General features: G+C 40.4%; 18 protein-coding genes. 9 read left to right on the top strand and 9 right to left on the bottom strand.

All coding sequences use genetic code 11. The features are described 5' to 3' along the window. Positions 1-105 precede the first annotated feature (105 nt). Entirely contained in the window at positions 106-693 is a 588-nt protein-coding gene (locus tag CAL6303_RS06940; protein WP_015197137.1) for a Uma2 family endonuclease, read from the bottom strand. Positions 694-1,125: 432 nt separating this feature from the next. Between CAL6303_RS06940 and CAL6303_RS06935 the strand changes: the two genes are divergently transcribed. After that, positions 1,126-1,494, top strand: coding sequence for a hypothetical protein (locus tag CAL6303_RS06935; protein WP_015197136.1), 369 nt, complete (start codon positions 1,126-1,128; stop codon positions 1,492-1,494). A gap of 73 nt (positions 1,495-1,567) precedes the next feature. Here the strand turns inward: CAL6303_RS06935 and CAL6303_RS06930 are convergent, their stop codons facing one another. The 3 genes from CAL6303_RS06930 to CAL6303_RS06920 form a co-directional block, all read right to left on the bottom strand. Beyond that, complete coding sequence (locus tag CAL6303_RS06930; protein ID WP_015197135.1) at positions 1,568-2,443, bottom strand: DUF5895 domain-containing protein; 876 nt, start codon at positions 2,441-2,443, stop codon at positions 1,568-1,570. Between the two features lie 337 nt (positions 2,444-2,780). Further along, on the bottom strand, positions 2,781-4,385 hold the full coding sequence (locus CAL6303_RS06925; RefSeq protein WP_015197134.1) for a bifunctional pantoate--beta-alanine ligase/(d)CMP kinase: 1,605 nt from the start codon (positions 4,383-4,385) through the stop codon (positions 2,781-2,783). Positions 4,386-4,662: 277 nt separating this feature from the next. Then, positions 4,663-5,790 carry a septal ring lytic transglycosylase RlpA family protein gene (locus CAL6303_RS06920; protein ID WP_015197133.1) on the bottom strand — a complete coding sequence of 376 codons (1,128 nt, stop codon included), beginning with the start codon at positions 5,788-5,790 and terminating at the stop codon, positions 4,663-4,665. 1,201 nt (positions 5,791-6,991) lie between these two features. Here CAL6303_RS06920 and glsA point away from each other — a divergent pair. The 3 genes from glsA (at position 6,992) to CAL6303_RS06905 (ending at position 9,973) form a co-directional block, all read left to right on the top strand. Continuing rightward, positions 6,992-7,975, top strand: coding sequence for a glutaminase A (glsA, locus tag CAL6303_RS06915; RefSeq protein WP_015197132.1), 984 nt, complete (start codon positions 6,992-6,994; stop codon positions 7,973-7,975). A 336-nt stretch (positions 7,976-8,311) separates the two neighbouring features. Beyond that, a complete protein-coding gene (locus CAL6303_RS06910) occupies positions 8,312-8,782 on the top strand; it encodes a tetratricopeptide repeat protein (protein ID WP_015197131.1) in 471 nt (156 codons plus the stop codon). 123 nt (positions 8,783-8,905) lie between these two features. Then, complete coding sequence (locus CAL6303_RS06905; protein WP_015197130.1) at positions 8,906-9,973, top strand: ABC transporter substrate-binding protein; 1,068 nt, start codon at positions 8,906-8,908, stop codon at positions 9,971-9,973. A gap of 123 nt (positions 9,974-10,096) precedes the next feature. Here CAL6303_RS06905 and CAL6303_RS30240 read toward each other — a convergent pair whose 3' ends face one another. Beyond that, positions 10,097-10,276, bottom strand: coding sequence for a hypothetical protein (locus CAL6303_RS30240; RefSeq protein WP_015197129.1), 180 nt, complete (start codon positions 10,274-10,276; stop codon positions 10,097-10,099). 220 nt (positions 10,277-10,496) lie between these two features. On the opposite strand from CAL6303_RS30240, the gene smpB reads away from it, so the two are divergent. Next, positions 10,497-10,964 carry an SsrA-binding protein SmpB gene (gene smpB, locus CAL6303_RS06900; protein WP_015197128.1) on the top strand — a complete coding sequence of 156 codons (468 nt, stop codon included), beginning with the start codon at positions 10,497-10,499 and terminating at the stop codon, positions 10,962-10,964. A gap of 327 nt (positions 10,965-11,291) precedes the next feature. After that, complete coding sequence (locus CAL6303_RS06895; protein WP_015197127.1) at positions 11,292-12,344, top strand: S-layer homology domain-containing protein; 1,053 nt, start codon at positions 11,292-11,294, stop codon at positions 12,342-12,344. Positions 12,345-12,671: 327 nt separating this feature from the next. Here CAL6303_RS06895 and CAL6303_RS06890 read toward each other — a convergent pair whose 3' ends face one another. Beyond that, a complete protein-coding gene (locus CAL6303_RS06890) occupies positions 12,672-13,082 on the bottom strand; it encodes a CAAD domain-containing protein (RefSeq protein WP_015197126.1) in 411 nt (136 codons plus the stop codon). Between the two features lie 5 nt (positions 13,083-13,087). Between CAL6303_RS06890 and CAL6303_RS06885 the strand changes: the two genes are divergently transcribed. Together CAL6303_RS06885 and CAL6303_RS06880 are read left to right on the top strand one after the other, a co-directional pair. Continuing rightward, positions 13,088-13,303: a hypothetical protein gene (locus CAL6303_RS06885; protein ID WP_041739189.1), complete on the top strand. Its 216-nt coding sequence runs from the start codon at positions 13,088-13,090 to the stop codon at positions 13,301-13,303. Positions 13,304-13,777: 474 nt separating this feature from the next. Then, a complete protein-coding gene (locus CAL6303_RS06880) occupies positions 13,778-14,134 on the top strand; it encodes a recombinase family protein (RefSeq protein WP_041739187.1) in 357 nt (118 codons plus the stop codon). 3 nt (positions 14,135-14,137) lie between these two features. Here the strand turns inward: CAL6303_RS06880 and sbcC are convergent, their stop codons facing one another. Beyond that, complete coding sequence (gene sbcC, locus CAL6303_RS06875) at positions 14,138-17,164, bottom strand: exonuclease subunit SbcC (protein WP_015197124.1); 3,027 nt, start codon at positions 17,162-17,164, stop codon at positions 14,138-14,140. Positions 17,165-17,688: 524 nt separating this feature from the next. Further along, complete coding sequence (locus CAL6303_RS06870; protein WP_015197123.1) at positions 17,689-18,498, bottom strand: COP23 domain-containing protein; 810 nt, start codon at positions 18,496-18,498, stop codon at positions 17,689-17,691. A gap of 168 nt (positions 18,499-18,666) precedes the next feature. On the opposite strand from CAL6303_RS06870, the gene CAL6303_RS06865 reads away from it, so the two are divergent. Then, on the top strand, positions 18,667-19,671 hold the full coding sequence (locus CAL6303_RS06865; RefSeq protein WP_015197122.1) for a YgfZ/GcvT domain-containing protein: 1,005 nt from the start codon (positions 18,667-18,669) through the stop codon (positions 19,669-19,671). A 155-nt stretch (positions 19,672-19,826) separates the two neighbouring features. Here the strand turns inward: CAL6303_RS06865 and CAL6303_RS06860 are convergent, their stop codons facing one another. Then, complete coding sequence (locus CAL6303_RS06860) at positions 19,827-20,255, bottom strand: hypothetical protein (protein ID WP_015197121.1); 429 nt, start codon at positions 20,253-20,255, stop codon at positions 19,827-19,829.

The following is a 20,255-nucleotide window of genomic DNA, read 5'->3' as shown; positions in this document are numbered from 1 at the left end:
TACATATACTTAAATTTTTAAGTGCAAAGCACAGGCTACACCAACAATAATCAAATCGGATTCCTATAAAGTTTTGATATTTAGAGAAACACACTAAAATACTCGCTACAGAATTTGAGTTAAATCCAAAATAAATCCTGGCAAAACATCTTCCCCAGACAAACTACTGGGATTTTCTAATATTTCCACATCTTGGTGAGGACGATAAATTTCAACTCGTTTATTTTTCCTATCGATTAACCAACCCAAAGCAGCACCATTTTGAATATATTCCTGCATTTTCCCTTGCAATTCCGTCAGGGAGTCGGTTCTGGAACGCAATTCCAACACTAAATCAGGACAAATAGGGGGAAATTTCTCCCTTTCTTCTGGTGTGAGAGCGTTCCACCGTTCAATTTTCACCCAAGAAGCATCAGGAGAACGCTTTGCACCATTAGGAAGCTTGAAACCAGTTGAAGAGTCAAAAGCTTTACCAAGATTATTTTGACGACTCCAGCCTTGGATTTGATAAGCTATTTCAATATTGCTATTACCTGTTTCTCCCCCCGTCGGTGGCATAATTTGCAATTCCCCTGATGCTGTACATTCAAATTGGTAGTCACGATTATTTTGACAAAGCAGCCAAAATTGCTCGTCGGTTAAATCTATTTTTAATTCTACAGTTGAAGTTGTGGTGGTTTCTAATGATTGCATGGTATTATCCCAGCATCAGCAATGATTATTTATTAGTTTAGTTGCTTTATAGCGGTTCCCGGTCTAGTGAAGTACACTTTTAAAGTCTACTCTTTTGCTATTAAAGATTAATCTGTGCCTCACTTGCTTGGGAATGGCTATAAATTTAAATCTCAGTCAAAAGTAGCACCTGACTCGAATGCGATCGCATTCCCTCTAAGATGACTGAAAGAGGCATACTTATTATTTTTCACCTTCGTTGTTAATCTTCCTGCTGTAGCATACCGCATAGTCGCTCATGCCTTCTTCGGCAAAGGCAGCGTCTTCATCCCATGTATTATGTGTTTGCAAAGCCTCGACGATAATCTGGAGCGGTTCGGCAAGAATCGCTGGAAAACCAGCCTCTTCAGAAAACTGAATCTTAAAACTAGGAAAGTCTATACCGCGAAAATTATGAACAAAAAATTTATACTATCACTCTTAGCTAGTCCCACTATTTTTACACCTTTGATGTCAGTAATCGGGATTGTAGCCCCAGTCCAGGCAATTACACCCATCATTCGTTTGAAAAATGGTACTGCTTGCATCAAACATCCTCATGTTAGCTATGACCAATTTGTTTGTACTAAGGTTGCTAGACTAGATCCTCGTTACTCAACTTCATCCAAATTCAACGCAGCTAATACTTCGAGCGACAGGGTTACATCACTGGATTTTTCCGAGAGCGAAAGTAATGAAGCGATCGCAGCTTTTGGTTGCGATTGTCCTTATTGTCAAAATGTTCTAAAAGCTTTACGTAGTCAAGCACCAATGGTTTATTAAATCTCTCTAATCTCAAACCTGTAGGTTGTGCTAACTAACTCAACCTACAGTAGATGACGTACCTCTAAATTAACTAATAAGGTGGATAGGCAAAGTCATCATCATCAGAATAAACATATGAATTAGACACAGTTCCCACCACTGCCATTTTGCTGCTTGTCTCGGTTTTTGGCTGTTCCTTGCCAAATTCCTTATACTCTTCAAAGCTTTTGGCTATGAGTTCAGATTCACGAGAATCCGATGCGATCAAATATTCGGTGAGGGTAGAAACAGTTGGGTGTTTGTAGTCTACCGTTGAAGCTACTAAAACTGTGTTGGGTTGGATTCCCCGTTCTTCACACTCAATGATTGGGCAAAATATGCCGTGAGCATGAAACAAAGCGCCTTTGGGAGTAGATAACTGTTTACGGTAAGCTGCATAGGCACGTTCTAACTCCACAACAAAACCACCTGATGGTCTTCCCTGGCTATATTCGCAATAGGTTTTACTAAAACTTGCGCCAGCAGCACCATGTAAAGTTAACTGTAAGGGAGATTGATGTAGAAACTTTTTATCTTCTCCCACTAGAAAAACTAAGTAACGGGTAAAAGTTTTAAATTTAAGTTTGTCTGCTAAAAAAGCATCATAATTATCTCTGAGGGTGCCAAGCTTAACTCCAGTTTCTCGATCCTTCACCGAGAGAGGACCTCGACGCATAATTGCCAAGCGTGGTGTGGTTGTTATGTACACCGTCTCGACTCCAGAACTAAATTCATGTTCGACTTGCAACCAACTATTATCAGGTTGAAAACCTACTGCTTGGGCATTATCTATTTTGAGCGCCAAACCATAAGATCCAACCCCGTCAGCGCCGTATCGAGGGTTAATCATCTGACACCAAGGGATGACTTGAGAAGGCAGTGCGTTGAACTTTTCGTCTTCAAAGTCGAATTTTGCAGATGCTTTCATCGTTTCTGGCTAAGTTCTATATTGTGTTGTTCAGCAAGGTGAAATGAAAATGAAGGACAGGCAATTTAAAGTCTGTCAGGAGGTTGGTTTTGAGATTTTTCTCTCTGCATATCTTTTGATTAGATTACCTTGAGTTTTTTAAACAGTATTTGGTCATGGATATTCAACAGCATTGAGTAGTATGCTTGTTTCTATTTTTATCATTTCTTGGATGTCATACTCACATTGTGAAGCAGATTTTAATGATTTTTGGTGGCAATCTTTAAATTAGGTCTGGTGGAATATAAATAAAGCCCGCAAAAGCGGGCTTTGGCTGAATTATGAAAAGTAAATATACTTACAATTGGGATAAGCGCTGTTGAAAGCACTCAATAATTTTGTCTGTGACTTGACTAATATTCAAGCCATCAGTTTGTACCTCAATTGCATCATCAGCTTTTTTTAAAGGGGAGACTTTCCGAGTGCTGTCCTTCCAATCGCGTTCGGCAATATCTTTTTCTAGCTGCTCTAGCTCAACTGGGGGTAAGCCTTGTCGTTCAAAATCTTGTTGACGACGACGCGCGCGTTCACCAGTTGAAGCTGTGAGATAGATTTTAACTTCGGCATCGGGAAAAACATGAGTACCGATGTCTCTCCCTTCGGCGACTAAGCCACCTTTTATGCCCCACATTTGCTGTTGTTTTACCAATGCTTGGCGAACTGCGCTTTGGGCGGCAATCGCTGATACTTTGGCTGTGACTTCTGGAGTACGGATTTTTTGGGTAATGTCGTGCCCGTTGATGTAAACCTGAACTGGGGATTCTAGATTTGAACTGGGTGCAAGTTCGAGAATAGACTGTTCGACTAATTCTGCGATCGCGCAATCATCATCAAAGGCAATATTTTTTTGTTGTACCAGCCAGGTTACAGCGCGATACATGGCACCTGTATCTAAATACACTAATCCTAGCTTTGCTGCCACTTGGCGAGCAACGGTTGATTTTCCGGCACCAGCAGGTCCATCAATAGCGATAATAGGCTTGCGATCGCGTAGCAGCGTATTATCAATTAAACGTGTAGACCCAAGACGAGCTGCGATCGCTAACATTCCTTCCTCCTGAATTGTTTCCAATGACATCAAAGTTGTCGGTTCAACTAACTCAATATATTCCACATTCACAGTGTTGACTTTTGCTACTTCCTTTTGTACGAGGTCAATTAGTTTGACTGCATTATATTCGCCAGCACGAAATGCAGATTCTGCTTGCTGTAAACCTCGATATAAAACTGCTGCGTCCTCTCGCTGTTTTGAACTCAAGTACTGGTTACGAGAACTCAAAGCCAGACCAGATGCTTCCCGCACTGTTGGACAAGCAACAATTTCAACTGGCAAACTTAAATCGGCAACTAGCTTTTTGATAATCCCCAGTTGCTGACCGTCTTTTCGCCCGAAGTAGGCTCGGTCGGGCTGCACCAAGTTCAAGAGCTTGGTAACAATTGTTGCCACACCCTGGAAATGACCTAGCCGATCACGACCACACAAGCCTGATATCATAGCAGACGGAGGGATAACCTGTGTAATTTCCGATTCTTGTATATTCTTCGCAGTTATTCCCATTTTTTCCGGAGTCGGTGCAAAAATTGCATCAACTCCTGCTTGCTTGCATAGCTGTCGGTCTTGTGCCAACGTCCGAGGATACTGTTGATAATCCTCGTTAGGACCAAATTGGAGCGGATTCACGAAAATACTCACAATGACTGTAAAGTTTTCGGCTCTCGCTCTTTGAATTAAACTGAGATGCCCTTGATGTAATGCTCCCATCGTTGGCACTAAACCAATAGCCGTCCGGATAGTACCAGTTATCTCAAATTGTAGCGACTCTTCTAACTGTAAAGTCTGATTTTCTAAATGGCGTTTTTTTAAATAGCAACGTAAAGCTGCAACTGTCGTCAGCAGACGCACAAATATCTCCCCTTGTCAATTGAATTCTCCCCGTCAGCTGATCGCCGCAATTGCTAGATCATAGAAAGCCTCTGACTTCGTGAAAGTTAGCTGGGACTAGGGAAGCTGGGGAAGATAATGGTTTAAAATAAGTCGATAATTGCTAATTTTAGGAACTATTACTCAATTAGCACCCTTTAATCAACCATACAACTATAGCAGTCTTGCAAAACAAGATCCCCGACTTTTGTCAAAAGTCAGGGATCTAAATTTGTGAATCGATTTTCAAGTTTGAAATCTACTTTCCTAAAACCTCAACCGTTACCGGAGCAATACCATTACTAATCATGCCAATTACTCTGGCAGCACCGTAGGAAAGGTCAATCACTCGACCTCTAATAAAGGGTCCACGATCGTTGATTCGCACAACGACCGAACGACCATTATTGTTATTAGTAACGCGAACTCGCGTACCAAAAGGTAGGGTACGATGTGCTGCTGTCATTGCCTCTGGGTTAAATCTCTCACCAGTGGCGGTTTTATTGCCAGAACCATCGTAGCCATAAAAAGAAGCTTTTCCCCGCAGGGTAAATGTCACCGGACCAACAGCTACTTTTGTTGGTAGTTTTGGTGATCCAATTCCAGGAATAGTAATTGGTGATCGATTTGGCATATTTTCGATCGTTGTCAGGGGTGATGCATTGCCCACCAAGCGACGTAAGCGATTTGTAGCTTGGAGTGCATCTTGGGCAGGATTATTGGTGGAATCTGGCAGACGGGTATTACCATCAATGCGAAGCAGTTCTTGACCATCAAATTTGATTACGTAGCTACCTTTTGTTGCTGATTGGTCAGATAAGTTCTTATCCTGCCAGGCATTAGCCACTTCAATAGCACCATTGCGTTGCCAACTAACGGTAATTTTCTTGGCATCAACTTTTTGGCGGATTAAATCATTGATGCGAGATGCAGCTACAGTTGCTTTCTGCACTGCCACATCTTCATCAGAATTTGCTGGATTTACAGTTAAATCTCCTTCAATTCCGACTGTTGCTACCTTGGTTGTCTCCATAGCACTAGGGGCATACATTTGTATGCCCCCGACGTTATTGACTGTACCAATCTTGGTTTCACCACTACTTACGGCTTGTTCCTGACCAACAAAAGTCAGCAAAGGAATGTTGCGAAGATAAACCGTTGCCGCCTGTTTTCCTGCCAAGCTGTGAGTGTGAATCTCCGCAGCTGTCACAGAGCTATTTACCTTGTTTTGGTATTCGCCAACTTTTACCGCATCGTTTGCTGGGGATGGGGTAGCAGAGGCAACAGGAACCACTTTCGCAGTGGATGTCTGACTGCGACAGGATAATGGTGTTCCGAGAATAGCGCTCAACAGAGCAACAACAGTCCACAAATGTCTTTGATTCATGCGTCCGAATTTAATGCGACATCAAAAGGGTTGTTCGACTCATGTATTCACAGTATGCGAATCATTGATTAATCGTATAAAACCTATGTGAAACATTTTTAGTTGCTAACTCGTCTTGTTCACACATTTAACTTTTGACTGCAACAGACTAACACGAATTTCTATGGTTGGGGATCAGGGTTTTAGCGTAAATCTTAGTTAGTTTTGCCCTCTTAAATTATTTTGATAGGCATCAAACCCAATCATCAAGAGACTTTAAGGCATGTAACAATTTAATAAAAAAATACTGATTTTTATGATCGAAACTTAATATTTTAGGGCAAATAAATTAAGTTTACTAGAGCAAATATAATTTTATCTTATGTGAATCAAAAGTGATAATGCATGTATTCTCAAGGCATATAAACTAATTTGCATGGCAAACAACAAACATCAAAATGGCTACTGATAAAGCATTTACAATTTAAAAATATCTGAGTTGTGACAAAGTGACTAATAATATAAGCTGTAGTAATGTATAGGTTTAAGTCGATGGTTTCTATTACTAAAGAGAACTGAAACTAATTTTGTATGAGACTGCGCGAAAATGCCTGCAAGCTAGAAGCCTAAGTTTACACCTAATAAAGTCTAGGAAAGTGAGTTAAATTCGGCACATTTGGCTCAACAAATTGATATGGGAGCAAAATAAAGTCATTTTTGGTTGACTGTTTAATTTTTTGTGTTTTCAGTTCCGATTTTTGATAAACGAGGTTTAGTTGTTGAACTAAAATTTACAGTTGGCAATATCAATATTCACGAAACTCGTCGTTACTTAGGAAGTGTTTGCTCGTGTGTCTGAACCAAAAATTATCTGTATACTCCCTTGTACTGAGTTATTTAGGCTTCACCATTTACCAGAGTAAATAAAATTTTTGTTGTGATTACTGATTGTGAAAGGCAGCTAAATGTGGTAATCGAAATAGTAGTTAATTACCGAAAGCATAAATGTAGTATAAATATTGCCAAAATATATTGCCAAAATATCTAGGGTTTAAATAATAAACTGCTGATGTGAGTCAAATGCTGAAACAGCTAAAGCTTATGATTAGAGCGAAGGATCAAACCTTTGATATTTATTGGTAATTTTTAACCTATATCAGGCTTGCTAAATAATTAACTACCAAACCGAAGTATTTTATTTTGAGAACCAGCTAATAAATTCATGAAAAACGCAGGAGATGTAGAAACAGGTTTATCAAGCTTTGAGGAGTTTTTGGGGGAATTGTATCATAAGTATAAATCGCTGCGTGATGGTACAGTTGCCAACTACATTCCTGAACTAGCTAAGGTGAATCCGGAATTATTTAGTATTTGTATTGTGACGGCAGATGGTAGGGTTTACGAAGTAGGCGATCGCACTCACCTATTTACCATCCAATCTATATCAAAAGTCTTGGTATATGGGTTAGCTTTGGAAGATAGGGGTCGAGATTATATGTTGACGCGGGTGGGAGTGGAACCCACTGGAGACGCATTCAACGCAATTATCTTGGATGAGTTGTCCAAACGACCCTATAATCCCATGGTAAATGCAGGCGCGATCGCTACAACGAGTTTAATCAAGGGTACAGGTGCAACCGAACGTCTCAACCGCTTATTAGACATGTACCGCCGCTACGTAGGGCATGATGTATTCGTTGACATCTCAGTATTTACCTCCGAACGCAGCACCGGACACCGCAACCGGGCGATGGCACATTTGATGCTGAATTTTGGTATGATTGATGTCCATATCGAAGAAGCTTTAGATCTATACTTTCAACAATGTGCAGTCATGGTCAACTGTCGTGACTTAGCAGTCATGGCTGCAACTTTGGCAAACAGAGGGATTAACCCGATAACGGGGGAAAAGGCAGTTGATAGTACCTACATTAAGGATATTCTCAGCGTGATGTACACCTGTGGAATGTACAATTTTGCTGGAGAATGGGCATATAAAATCGGGATTCCGGCAAAAAGTGGTGTTAGCGGCGGAATTATCGCCGTAATTCCCGGATATATGGGGATTGCCGTATTTTCACCACTGTTAGATTCACGGGGTAACAGCGTCCGTGGGGTGAAGGTATGCGAAGAACTATCACATAAATTTGGATTACACATGTTTGATTGTGTACAACGCAACCTGGAAAGTATTCCTGAGTCTTGATTCTTTTAATAAGAAATAAAATTCAAATGAAATCTCAAAAACTTTATTTTTATTTTGATATTGTTGGAATTTTATTATTTTTCGATTAAGTATTTGTGTTGTTTGTGATTATTTAGCGACAATAGTTTATTCTTCTAAGAGGATAGGTATAGTTACCAGTATCCTTGGCTTTGTGTCTTTAAACTTTGTCAATAGTATTACTGATTACAAAAGTAAAATATGACAATTGTGTACTTTGAGATAGAAGTTAAACACTTAAGAGTTAAGAAACAGGTAAATTTATAAATGATTCTGTGCAAAATTTAAATTAGACCAACTATTCCCAAGATTAAATTCATGGATTCTTTATTTATTAATTCATTACTTGAAGATTTGAAAAACCCGGATGAATCTGTTCGGGAGCAAGCGACTAGAAAGCTTTGGCGAATTTGGTTTCAGCAAAAGGGGGTACAGGGATTAGAAATGATCGACCGTAGTCAAAAGCTATTGGATGCTGGTAAAACTACTGAAGCAGAGGTAGTTTTAAGTAAACTAATTGAGATTCAACCAGACTTTGCAGAGGCTTGGAATCGGCGAGCATTTTTATATTACACAATTAGTGACTACAAAAAGTCGTTGTTAGATTGTCAAAAAGTTATCCAAATTAACCCCCATCATTTTGGTGCTTTACATGGCATGGGTTTATGTTATGCGGCATTGGGACAATATAAACAAGCGATGAAGGCATTTCGTCAGGCATTAGAAATTCAACCTTATTCATTAGTTAATCAGAAGTTGATCCTAGAATGTACGGTGAGGTTGAGTTAAAAGACGATAACTCAGTATAAATGAACAAGGTAGTTAAAGTCGGCACTGAGGTTATTGATGAGCGAATAGTGGAATAAAAGAATACAATGTTTTTCTATAAAACTTGTAGTTACTTGTAATTATATGAAGACAAGGTATTTAGCAATAGGTAATCATCTCAACCGTCGCCAATTTATTCAATATGCTTCTTTGTTTTTAGGTAGTAGTATAGTGTCAGCTTGTACTCAGCAAAAACAGACAACCACAAATACTGAGAAAAAATTGGATAAAATCAGTTTTGGAACAAACTGGTTAGCACAGGCTGAACATGGTGGGTTTTATCAAGCGATCGCTACTGGCATCTATCAAGATTATGGCTTAGATGTAACCATTAAAATGGGAGGACCCCAGATTCCTAGCGGAACTCAGTTGTTACTGGGGGGTGCAGTGGATTTTTTTATGGGACAAGGAATTGATGCAATTAATGCTATTGCTGAGGGAATCCCTAAAATTACCGTCGCGGCAATTTTTCAGAAAGATCCTCAATGTATAATTGCTCATCCCAATTCTGGGGTCAAAACCCTAGCTGATTTAAAAGGAAAGCCAATTTACGTTGGTGCTGGGGCTAATGTCACTTATTATCCCCTACTGAAAGCTAAGTACGGATTTACCGATGAGCAGAAACGTCCCTACAATTTCAACCCAGCACCGTTTTTAGCTGATAAAACCTCAGCCCAACAGGGTTATATTACATCTGAGCCCTTCGCAATTGAAAAACAGGGTGGATTTAAACCTGTGGTGTTTTTATTGGCAGATGATGATTACACTACCTATGCCACTACAATTGAAGCTAAGAAAGAACTAGTTGATAAAAATCCCGATTTGGTTCAAAGATTTGTGGATGCTTCCATCAAAGGATGGTACAGCTACTTGGAAAATCCCGAACCAGGGAATAAATTAATTAAAAAAGATAATCCAGAAATGAGCGACGAGCAAATTAAATATGGTTTGCAAAAGTTGCAAGAATATGGCGTGATTCTATCTGGAGATGCACAGAAGCTAGGAATTGGGGCAATGAGTCAGGAGCGATGGCAATCGTTTTTTGCCAAGATGGTGAAGGTTGGAGTATTCAAACCGAATCTGAAATATCAAGATGCATTTACTTTAAAATTTGTCAACAAAGGTGAGGCAGCATATAAAAAGTCTGTTTGAAATAGCGATCGCTTTTAGCGTCAAACGCCTATAAGAAAAAGCTGCAAAAAATAGTTTTTTGCAGCTTTCAGTGTGATGTGAGGATCTTGACTACTTACAATGATAAATCCGATCTTTGGGTCACTACTGTCCTGTAACAGTTTTGGTAACGAGATTTTTGGAAAAATCCACCACTCCTTGAAAATAAAAAGCCGTGGCAAAAAAATCCACGACTTTCAGAGTAATGTGAGAAGCATAACTACATATAAAGATATAAGCATTAGCATCACAGAGAATCCTGGTAACAGTTTTGGTAACGGACATTAGAAAATGACCAATTAGTGCATTCTTGCTTGATTTATGCTGTTCCCTAGATGAAGCCTCGTTGTTGTGCTGCAAGGCTTGATTCTACTTTGGCAAAATTGGAACAGCAACAATCAACAAATAGAGTCGAGTTAAAATAGTTTTCTATGGGATTCAATTTAAGACAGACTACTAGTTAAGACGCGTCAACATTATTCGATATGGGAGATAAAATTAGTTGATGAAAGATAACAGCGAAGGATTTAAAGTTATTACTGACAATCGGCAAGCCCGCTTCCTGTACGAGATTCTCGAAACCTATGAAGCTGGAATTCAACTTGTCGGAACTGAGGTAAAGTCTATTCGGGCAGGAAAAGTTAACCTCCAAGACGGCTATGCCCTAATTCGGAATGGAGAAATATGGCTGATCAACGTTCATATTTCACCCTATAACCAAAGCAGCGAATATTTTAACCATGAACCTCGGCGTACCCGTAAACTACTATTACACCGCCAAGAAATTCGCAAACTCGTTGGGAAAGTGGAACAACAAGGCTTAACCCTTGTACCTTTAAAGATGTATTTTAAACGCGGTTTAGTCAAAGTGAGCTTTGCTCTGGGTAAAGGTAAAAAACTTCACGATAAGCGTGAAGATCTCAAACGCCGACAAGATCAGCGCGATATTCAACGGGCAATGAAGCGATATTAGATATTAGATATTAAGCCAAATAAACAAGTAGGCAGAAATAAACCTAACTTCTTGAAAACTATTTGGGAGGCACAGCCACCCCAAATGTTTTCGCTTACCTCTACTCACTATTAGCTACTCACTACTCACTCCCCACAACGACAATTTTCAACACTGAACTATTTAGTTGGAAGGTATAAAAGTTATTTAAGTATTAAAAAAATGCTTGTGACTGATGCAGCTAGTCCTAAATCTGGGATAATTTATTTTTGGTGTTCCCTTGACAAAATAGCCAACTGTGGCGTAGTTAACTAGCAAATAAACCTTAGTTGCTTCAGGGTAATAAGAATGACAAATACACCTCCAACAGACCCCAATTCACGCGGGGGAAGCAGCCTGGATTTTGATGAGTTTATGGGTGTTCTCGTGGCATTTGCCACAATTGGAGCAATTCTATTCTGGTCTTTTTCTCGTAAGAGTTCGAGTTGGAACTTTAGCGATTTGCTATCTTTGTCTCCAGCACCTACATCCGCAGTCAAACCTGCTGCGAATCTCAATCCTTTGGTTGATTCTGGCAAGTTGCCATCGGTTTTACCTTCAAGTCCCTCTGAAAATCCAGAACTTGAGCAAATTAAACCAAGCAATCAGCAGCTTCCAGAAGTGATTCTCCCACCTTTAGTTCCTGTGGTTCCAATTGTAGTTGAGCCATCATTAACTCCGGTGGTACCATCGGTGACAAACTCACCATCTAGCTCTTTTAAGGTGGCATCTCCGGTAGCGAAAATGCCTGTGACTCCTCCGGCGAAGGGGTTTACTGATTTACCGCCTAATTTTTGGGGACAGAAATTTATTGATGTGCTCTCGTCGCGCAATATTATTAAGGGTTTTGAAGATTCTTCCTTCCGTCCCAATCAACCTATTACTCGTGCCGAATTTGCGGCAATATTACAGCGGGCTTTTAATGAAAAAGTTGGTGCAAATCAGTTAGCCTTTACTGATGTACCAGGAAGTTATTGGGCAATTAAAGATATTAACGAATCCATTGGTTCTGGTTTTCTCAAAGGGTATCCTGATAAAACCTTTAAACCCGATCAAAAAATCACCCGTGTTCAGGTGCTGGTGTCGTTGGTTAGTGGACTAAAGTTAAAAGGTTCACCAACGATTCCTGCTGATAAGACTATTGGCATTTTCAAAGATGCTAAGGATATTCCCAAGTATGCTTCAGATAAAGTAGCGATCGCAGCTCTAAACAAGATGGTAGTAAACTATCCTGATGTCCAAGCATTTGCTCCTAACCGTGAAGCTACTAGGGCTGAAGTTGCAGCTATGGTACACCAGGCTTTAGTAAAAATGGGGAGAATAAAACCAGTTAATTCTCCCAACATTGTCAAGGTTCCATAATTAAACCTCGTCTATTTTGAGAATCCTAGTTTATAACTCCAGATTATGAGTAGGCGTAGCCAGCCGCTTATGCGACTCTGCGTAGCTTGCTTCTCCGGAGGACTGAAGTCGATGCAGTGTCTACCTTACGTCGCAAGGGTATTACGAATTGCGTAGCTTGCTTCCCGCGATAGCGGATATTGCGACTTGTTTTAATTGGAAGTCCCTAATCTCCTTGAAAATCTCCTTAATCTAAAACCCTACGAGTGTTGTTCGTAGGGTTTTTGTTCTTTAATGACAGATAGTAGAAGTTACAAACTTGTTATGGATGAAGTTTGATACCTCAGCCTAAGAATTACCTTTACCGACAACTTGTGTTTTTAAGGTGGCAATTTCGGTAGTTAACTCTTTTCTGGTGGAAGATTTGAGCAGATAACGATAGACAAACCAAGCAGAGTAACCAATACCGATCAATTCAAAGGTTGGTGCTACTAAAGGAATATCATTTAAAGCATCCAAGATTGCTAAGACGACTTTGAGGGTGACAATCGCTCCCACAATCAAACCAACTACGGTTAGAGGCTGCTTGTATTTATTAAAAATAGTTCCTAAGTACTCAGGCAGAGAAGCAAGAAAGTTGGAAACCATTTCCCCATATTTTGCCAGTTCGTCTTGGGGTTGTGATGCTTGAATTGTGGTTATGGTTCCGGTTTCGTTATTGATTTCTGTCACTTTTACCTCTGAAGATTGGGTTTCCATGATGTTTGGCTCCTGTATTTAGCTTCTATGATTTTGATATTTGTGTATGGGCTGTTCGGGGAAGTGTAACCGCTGGGCTACCAACTGAAGAATTGACTATGACAGTTGCCGAATTGGGGACATTTACTGGGTTGGGGAAAGAAATCAAAATAATTCTCTCTTCCATTAGAATAGCCCTCTTCAAGTTGGAATTTATCAACTCCAAGGTAGATAATGCCTAGTTTACCGTTTGCCAAGTCCCCTAAGATGTTTTTGAATGGATATCCTCGTTTCATTTTGATGATGTTGGAGGCTTAAGTCTATATTTATCCTAAAGTTAGTCATTTACAAGTTATCATGCTCCTCACAATCTGAACTCTAGCAAAATAAATTCGCTCACTTTATCTTTTATACAAGTCTAAATGCAAATTTGATTAGACATTAAGCTATGTTAAGCCAACAGACTAAATTCGAGAAGAGGGGTGGGAAATTTACTCATCTATAGAGTGGCTGATCTTATAAATAAATTAGTCAATTAAATTACCAAATTAGGCTAATTTCGATTGAAATTCAAAATATATTCAAAATATATAGTTGTATGTCTAAGTAGTGACATAGGTGTTAGACCTGTTTGTTGCCTTATTACATCGAAATATACGTATTTATGCCCAAAGGTTAGGGTAAGATAACATCGCAACTTAATAGTGACTTGAAAAATGACTGCGGATAACTCCCAAGAAGGAAGTATCTGGGAACGGCTAGAGAAAGGTAGACAAAAAAAGGCTGCTCTGGGTGGCTATGCGGGTTACGGCTCACCACCATTTGGTCAAATTTCGTTGAATGGCGAACTTGTTGACGATCCTAAAGAGCAGACTGTGATTCAGTTAATTCGGGAACAGCACGAATTAGGCAAATCTTTACAGCAGATTGCCGATTGGTTAAATGCAAATAGTTACACGACTAAGCGAGGTCAGCAGTGGAAGAGGATTTCGGTGAAACGAGTTATCGATCGCCTTCACAGTCGATGTTCTGAGTCCCGTGAGGTTGATATGCAGCATATAGGGGGGGATTAAGAGTTACACCGCCAAGCGAACCTGTGAGCCTTGCTGGGTTTTATTCACCTCAATTCTTGCTTGAAAAGCTTCTTTGAGGTGAGGCATGTGGGTAACGGTAAGAATACAGGCAAAGTCGGGGGCTATGGCATTGATTGCCGCGATTAAGCGATCGCATCCTTCGTTATCTTGGGTACCAAAGCCTTCATCCACGATTAATAACTGCAAGGCTGCACCGGCTCGCTGTGCTAGGAGTTTCGCCAAGGCAAGGCGAATGGCAAAGTTGATTCTAAAGGCTTCACCTCCTGAATATGTCTCGTAAGCCCTTGTACCCCGTGCATCGGCGATGAGAATATCGAGAGTATCGATTAATTTAGTATTTTTCTTGGTCGCCTTGCCGTTACGCCCATGTTTTTGAGTAATAAATTGTACATGTAGTTGGTTGGCACTCAATCTAGCTAAAAGCTTGTTGGTTTCGGCTTCCAATTGGGGAAGTACATTTTCAATCATCAATGCTTGGATACCATTTTTACCAAATGCTTGGGATAGCTCCTGGTAAATACGGTGTTTCTTTTTATTTTCTTGGAGTTCTTGAAGATTTTGCGCGTATTGGATTTGGAGTGTATCTAGCTGATGCGCTTGTTGTTCCAAACGTCCTAACTGTGCCAAATATTCGTCAAGTTGGCGGCGACGGGAAAAAATTTGTTGTTCTAGGGCTTGAATTTGGGCGATGGGGTTGGCGGTTTGCTGTAGTTGAGAAATGATTGCCTGAATTTGGTTGTGGAGTTCCTTTTGCTGGCTAATTCTTTCTGCTAGGGAGGTTTGCAAATCATGCGATCGCTTAATCAATTGAGGATGCTGTTGTTGCGCTCCTTGTAGTTGTTGATACTTAAGCTGCCAACCTTGATTATTACGTACTGCCACACGAATATTTTGGTGTTGGCTGGTGTCGTAACCAATTTCTGTGATTTGGCTTTCTAAGGTGGCAATTTCCACAGCTAACTGGGAATCGGTGGCTTCTTTTTGAATTTGCACTTCCAACTCAGCAATTTGGGCTATCAATTCTGGTTTCCTTGCTGCTAGCTGTGCCTGACGCTTCTTCGCATCCTTAATTTGCCCCTGTTTAATTTCAGCCCAACGCCATCTTTCAACTTCATTCCTGGCTAAAGCGTGATCCTGTTCACTGTAACTGAGTTGTTGCAGATGTTCATCTAGTTGTCGTAACTCAGCCTGTTGTTGGGGTGCATAATCTCCCAAATACAGAGCTTGTTCTAAATGTTCTTTTTCCCTTGCCAATTGCTGAAGCTGCTCTTCTGCATCCCCTGATGATTCTAACTGTGCAGCTAATTGTCCCCGTTGTTCACGCAAGGTATCATAGGGGGTCAATTTTTGAGAAATATCCCGGTATTCCTGCCGTAAAACCTGAATTTCTCGGTCAGAAACCGCCATTTGTTCCCTAAATACCCATAACTGTCCTTCGGTGTCGTGATACTCTGTTTCGGTTTTTTTGATAACTCGATTCCAGTGGTGTTCATCTAGGGGACGTTCACACAAGGGACAAACTGCATCAGGAGTTCGTAACATTTGCAGTTTCTGTTCCAATTCCCCCAATAACCGCTCATATTCACGTTGCTGTGCTTGGAGACGCTCGATAAAATGGCGACGTTCTTGTCCTTTTTCTTGGACTCGTTGCAGGTAAACCCGTGTTTTCTCCAATTCTTGAATTTGGGTGGCAACTGCTAACACTGCTTGTTGGAGTTGGGGTTGACGTTGGGATGATTGTTTCAGCTTACTTTCAGTATTTACCAACTGTTCCAAGCGGGCTGCTAAACTAGCATGGGCGCGATCTAATTGACTTTGTAATTGTTGGCGTTGCTGTAATATTGGCGTAACCCGCATTTGCAATTCATCTAAGTTAATTAACCTTGCCCTGGCAGTTGCCAATTGTTCTAAAGCTGCTTCTACTTCTGGTAATTTCCCCAGGGTTTGTTGTACGTCCCGTTCTTGTTGCTGCAAAGCTTCTAGTTGTGCTTGTGCTTGTTGCAGTTGACGTTCACGAGCATGAATTTGTTGATTGAGCTTTTGTTGTTGTTGTTGTCGTAATTGTTGAGCTTGAGTGTATTTTTGAAACTTCGCAGATAGTTCTTCTTCCTGGGTGTGTAGCTTTTGGTACTGTGAATACCCAGCTTTGATTTCTGATTCTTGGGTGAGTATTTGTTCTAGTTCCGACAATTGTGTTTGCAGATTTAGCTTTTCTTGCTTTAAGCGATCGCAATCTTGATTCAGATGGCTAAATTGCTGCCTCACGAATCCTAATTGTTCTTCCCAATTTTGCCGTTGGTGTTGGACAACCTGTAAACTTTGGAGTTGAATTTGGTCAAATTGTTGTGTTTGCTGAAGCTGATTTAGTTCAGTTTCCAAATCTACCCTTTGTTGAGCGATCGCGTCTCGCTGTTGCAGTTGATTTTGCATTGCATCTAGGGATTTTTCAATTTCTTCACCCCTAACTTTGCAATTACGCGATCGCTCTTTTGCCCGATCCTCTAATTCATCGTACTGATTTAACTTTAATAATTCTGCTAATATTTCTTTCCGCTCACTAGGACGTTTCAACATAAATTCGTCCGCTCGTCCTTGACGTAAATATGCGGAGTTAATAAACGTATCATAATCCAGCTTCACATGCTGAAGAATTAAATCCTGTGTTACTCTGATTCCTTTGCCAGTAATTGCTTTAAAACCATTTTGAGTTTCTATTTGTAACTCCAACCCACCGCTACCACCACGCTGACGAGTCCGAATTACTTTATAAACCTGTTGATTTACCCCAAAAACAAAATCAACTCGAACTTCTTTTGCTCCAGTATTGATTACATCATCTTCTGCTGCGGCTCGACTTTCACCCCACACAGCCCAAGTCATTGCTTCTAGTAATGAAGATTTGCCAGCACCATTGGAACCCGAAATACAAGCTGTGTGCAAACCACGAAAATCAACTGTTGCATCACAATAACTAAGGAAATTTTTCAGAGTAAGTTGGATAGGAATCATCGAAGATGAAAAACCACACTTTTTTAATTTTTTGAGTTAATACCAATTTTAAAAAAGAATGCGACAGATGAATTTTGTAGAGACGCGATATATCTAGTCTCAGATTCTGAATGCGTTGCAAACATTTTTTGAATCGGGATAACAGTACAAACATTCTTGTTGTTAGTTTAGCTAGCTACAATCAATGTTTCTAGTGTTTAATCGGTCATTTTTACAATTGTTAACATTATGCAGTAAAAAATAACTGTTTTTTTGGCGTTTCTGATTCGATATCATAGTGTTTTTCGGTTGTATCCAGTACGCCGACCTAACCCCCAACCCCTTAAAAGCAAGGGAAGGGGAGCAAGATCAACATATTTGACTCATCTGAAAACCGCTATATCAAAAATATTTTGCGTAGTTTTGAAATGCTGGGAAGAGACAATGTATTACGTCCCTACATTTTAGATTGAATAAAAAAAATAACCCCAACTTTTCCCAAAAGCTGAGGTCTTCAAAATCAATTCTGAATAGTTTTCAATTAATTAACGGAATTTGTCGGGGTTGAGGCGATTACTTGTAGGTTTAACTTGTGAACGGTTGATGCGGACTCCATTTTTCAGGCTGGTAGCAGTACCACCATCTGCTTTATCTAGGAATGGTTTGAGGCTAATGGGAGATTTAGATGATGAAACTGGTCGTTTTTTACCACCAAATATTGACTGACCAGCATTATATATTTGTTCAATTTCGCTACCATCAGCACGACGATTAGTGTAGGTACTAACACCAAAAGTTTGTTCTCCACTATCAGCAGTAGTTAGATTTTGGAAAACGCTGTTGCGGACAGTGTAGGGGTCTTTTTCGGGTGGAATGGTAAGAACAATGCGGCAACCGGAGTTGGCTTCGGTGGTAGCACAAATCACATTTTGATTATTTTGTACACCTGTTTGCAGTTCTAGCAAACCATCACGACGGTATAATTCAAGGCGTTGGGCAATTGTTTGACAACGACGTGCCGTATCCCAACCACCACCCATCGTCCGGGGAGTTGCCCAAGCATAAAATTGTCCTGGACGGCTTTGGGGCTGATACATAACGGTGTATTCGCCGTTTTGCTGTTGACAAGCAAATCTAGCGTTGCTATCTGCGTTAGTTGAGCCAGATGAGGTGTTAATGTTGCCAGATGGGTAGTTACTTCCGGTATTTCCAGATGGATAATTACCACCATCTGATGTCGTCGGGACTACAACATCACTACCGTTAGTAGACTGAGCCATCACAGCAGAGTTTGTTAAGCACAAAGATAAACCAATAGTTCCAAATAATAGAAATTTTAAAGGTTTGAACGACATAGATCAATCATCCTCACTGATTATCACTAAACGGGCTGTTGATCGTGATGACGGATTATTTAGGATTTTGATTCTGCTTTGGCGGTAATATTTTTCATAGGGTTTTAAAATCTAGAATAGACTCTTGATGCTGTAGACGCGATTCTTAAAAATAGCCACTTTTAAACTATGCCACCATCCACCATTAATCCCCAAGATACAGCAGCTATTCAAGCAGCATATACTCAAGTTGCTTTATGCGATCGCACTCACTGGGGACGCATTCAAGTTAAAGGTGACGATCGTCTGCGTTTCCTTCACAACCAAAGTACCAACGATTTTCAAAGTCTCAAACCTGGGGAAGGTTGTGATACTGTTTTTGTAACTTCTACCGCTAGGACTATTGACTTAGTAACAGCTTATGTATCAGAAAACGAAGTTATTCTACTGACATCTCCAAATCGCTGCGAATTTCTCTACAAATGGTTGGATAAATACATATTCTTTGCCGACAAGGTGGAATTGCTGGATATATCTTCCACCACTTGCACTTTGAGTTTAATTGGAACTGATAGTGATGCAGTAATCCAAAAAATCGCGGGGGGAGAATTAATTGGAAAACCCCAGGGAAGTCACCAACTATACAATTTACATGGTGCGAATCAAGTTGTACGAATTGCAGTTGGTAGTGGTTTAGCTTTACCTGGATACACCTTAACTTTTTCTAATCAAGATAAAACTGCCATTTGGAACCAACTTGTGGAAATGGGTGTAGTGGAAATGAGCCAAAAAGCTTGGGAAATATTACGCATTACCCAAGGTCGTCCAGTTCCCGAACAGGAATTAACTGATGATTATAACCCTTTGGAAGTAGGATTATGGCAAACGGTTTCCTTTAGTAAGGGTTGCTATATTGGGCAAGAAACCATCGCCCGCTTGAACACATATAAAGGTGTGAAAACATACCTTTGGGGAATTCGGTTAAATGCTCCCGTGGAAGTAGGAACAGCAGTGACAGTAAACGGGGAGAAAGTTGGTGTCATCACTAGTTTTGCGGAAACCACTGATGGTTATTTCGCACTTGGTTATATTCGCAGCAAAGCGGGAACTGTGGGTTTGCAGGTACAAGTTGGGGAAAGTCAGGGGGAAGTGGTGGAAGTTCCTTTTGTCTCTCATGCATATCCAGAAATGTAGATTCTTTCAGGAGGCAGTCACGATGAAAAAATTTTTTCACCATCGTAGTATGTAAGCGGTTTTCCCCTACTCACTACTCACTTACAAGTCAGGAGAAATCCCCTTTTTAACAAAATCTGGGGGTTTGATTCCCCAGCAATCAATAACACAACCTCTTAGGACGTAGCCTTAACTCGCTCAAGTTCTTGTTGTAAAAACTTAGTCCACTGTGCTGCTAAGGGTATTTCCGTAAAAGGAACGCGCACCGATTTTGTTTCTTCTAACAAAGAAAACTCCAAAGCGATCGCTTTTCCTTTTTGTGGAAGGTTTTCCGTATCAATCATCTTGTCATCCACCAAAAGATGGATATTTTCCACATCCTTCAAGGAAAAACTTTTGAGATCTACCATCTCCTTAGTTGTGGGCTTTCCCCAGGTAATCAGGTCATCTTTTTGCCCTAAAACGGCGTAGATATCGTACTTTGCCCGCTCGAACTGTTCAGCCCAAACTCGATATGCTTCAATTTTTTGATATTCCTTCGCACCTTGACGGGCTAACCAGAAAAATGCCACCAGTAAAGGCAACCATAATAAACCGTGGATCAT

The sequence above is a fragment of the Calothrix sp. PCC 6303 genome, assembly GCF_000317435.1.
GTDB lineage: Bacteria > Cyanobacteriota > Cyanobacteriia > Cyanobacteriales > Nostocaceae > PCC-6303.
The sequence above is the reverse complement of the archived record's forward strand: the minus strand, read 5'-3'. Positions and strand labels throughout refer to the sequence as shown.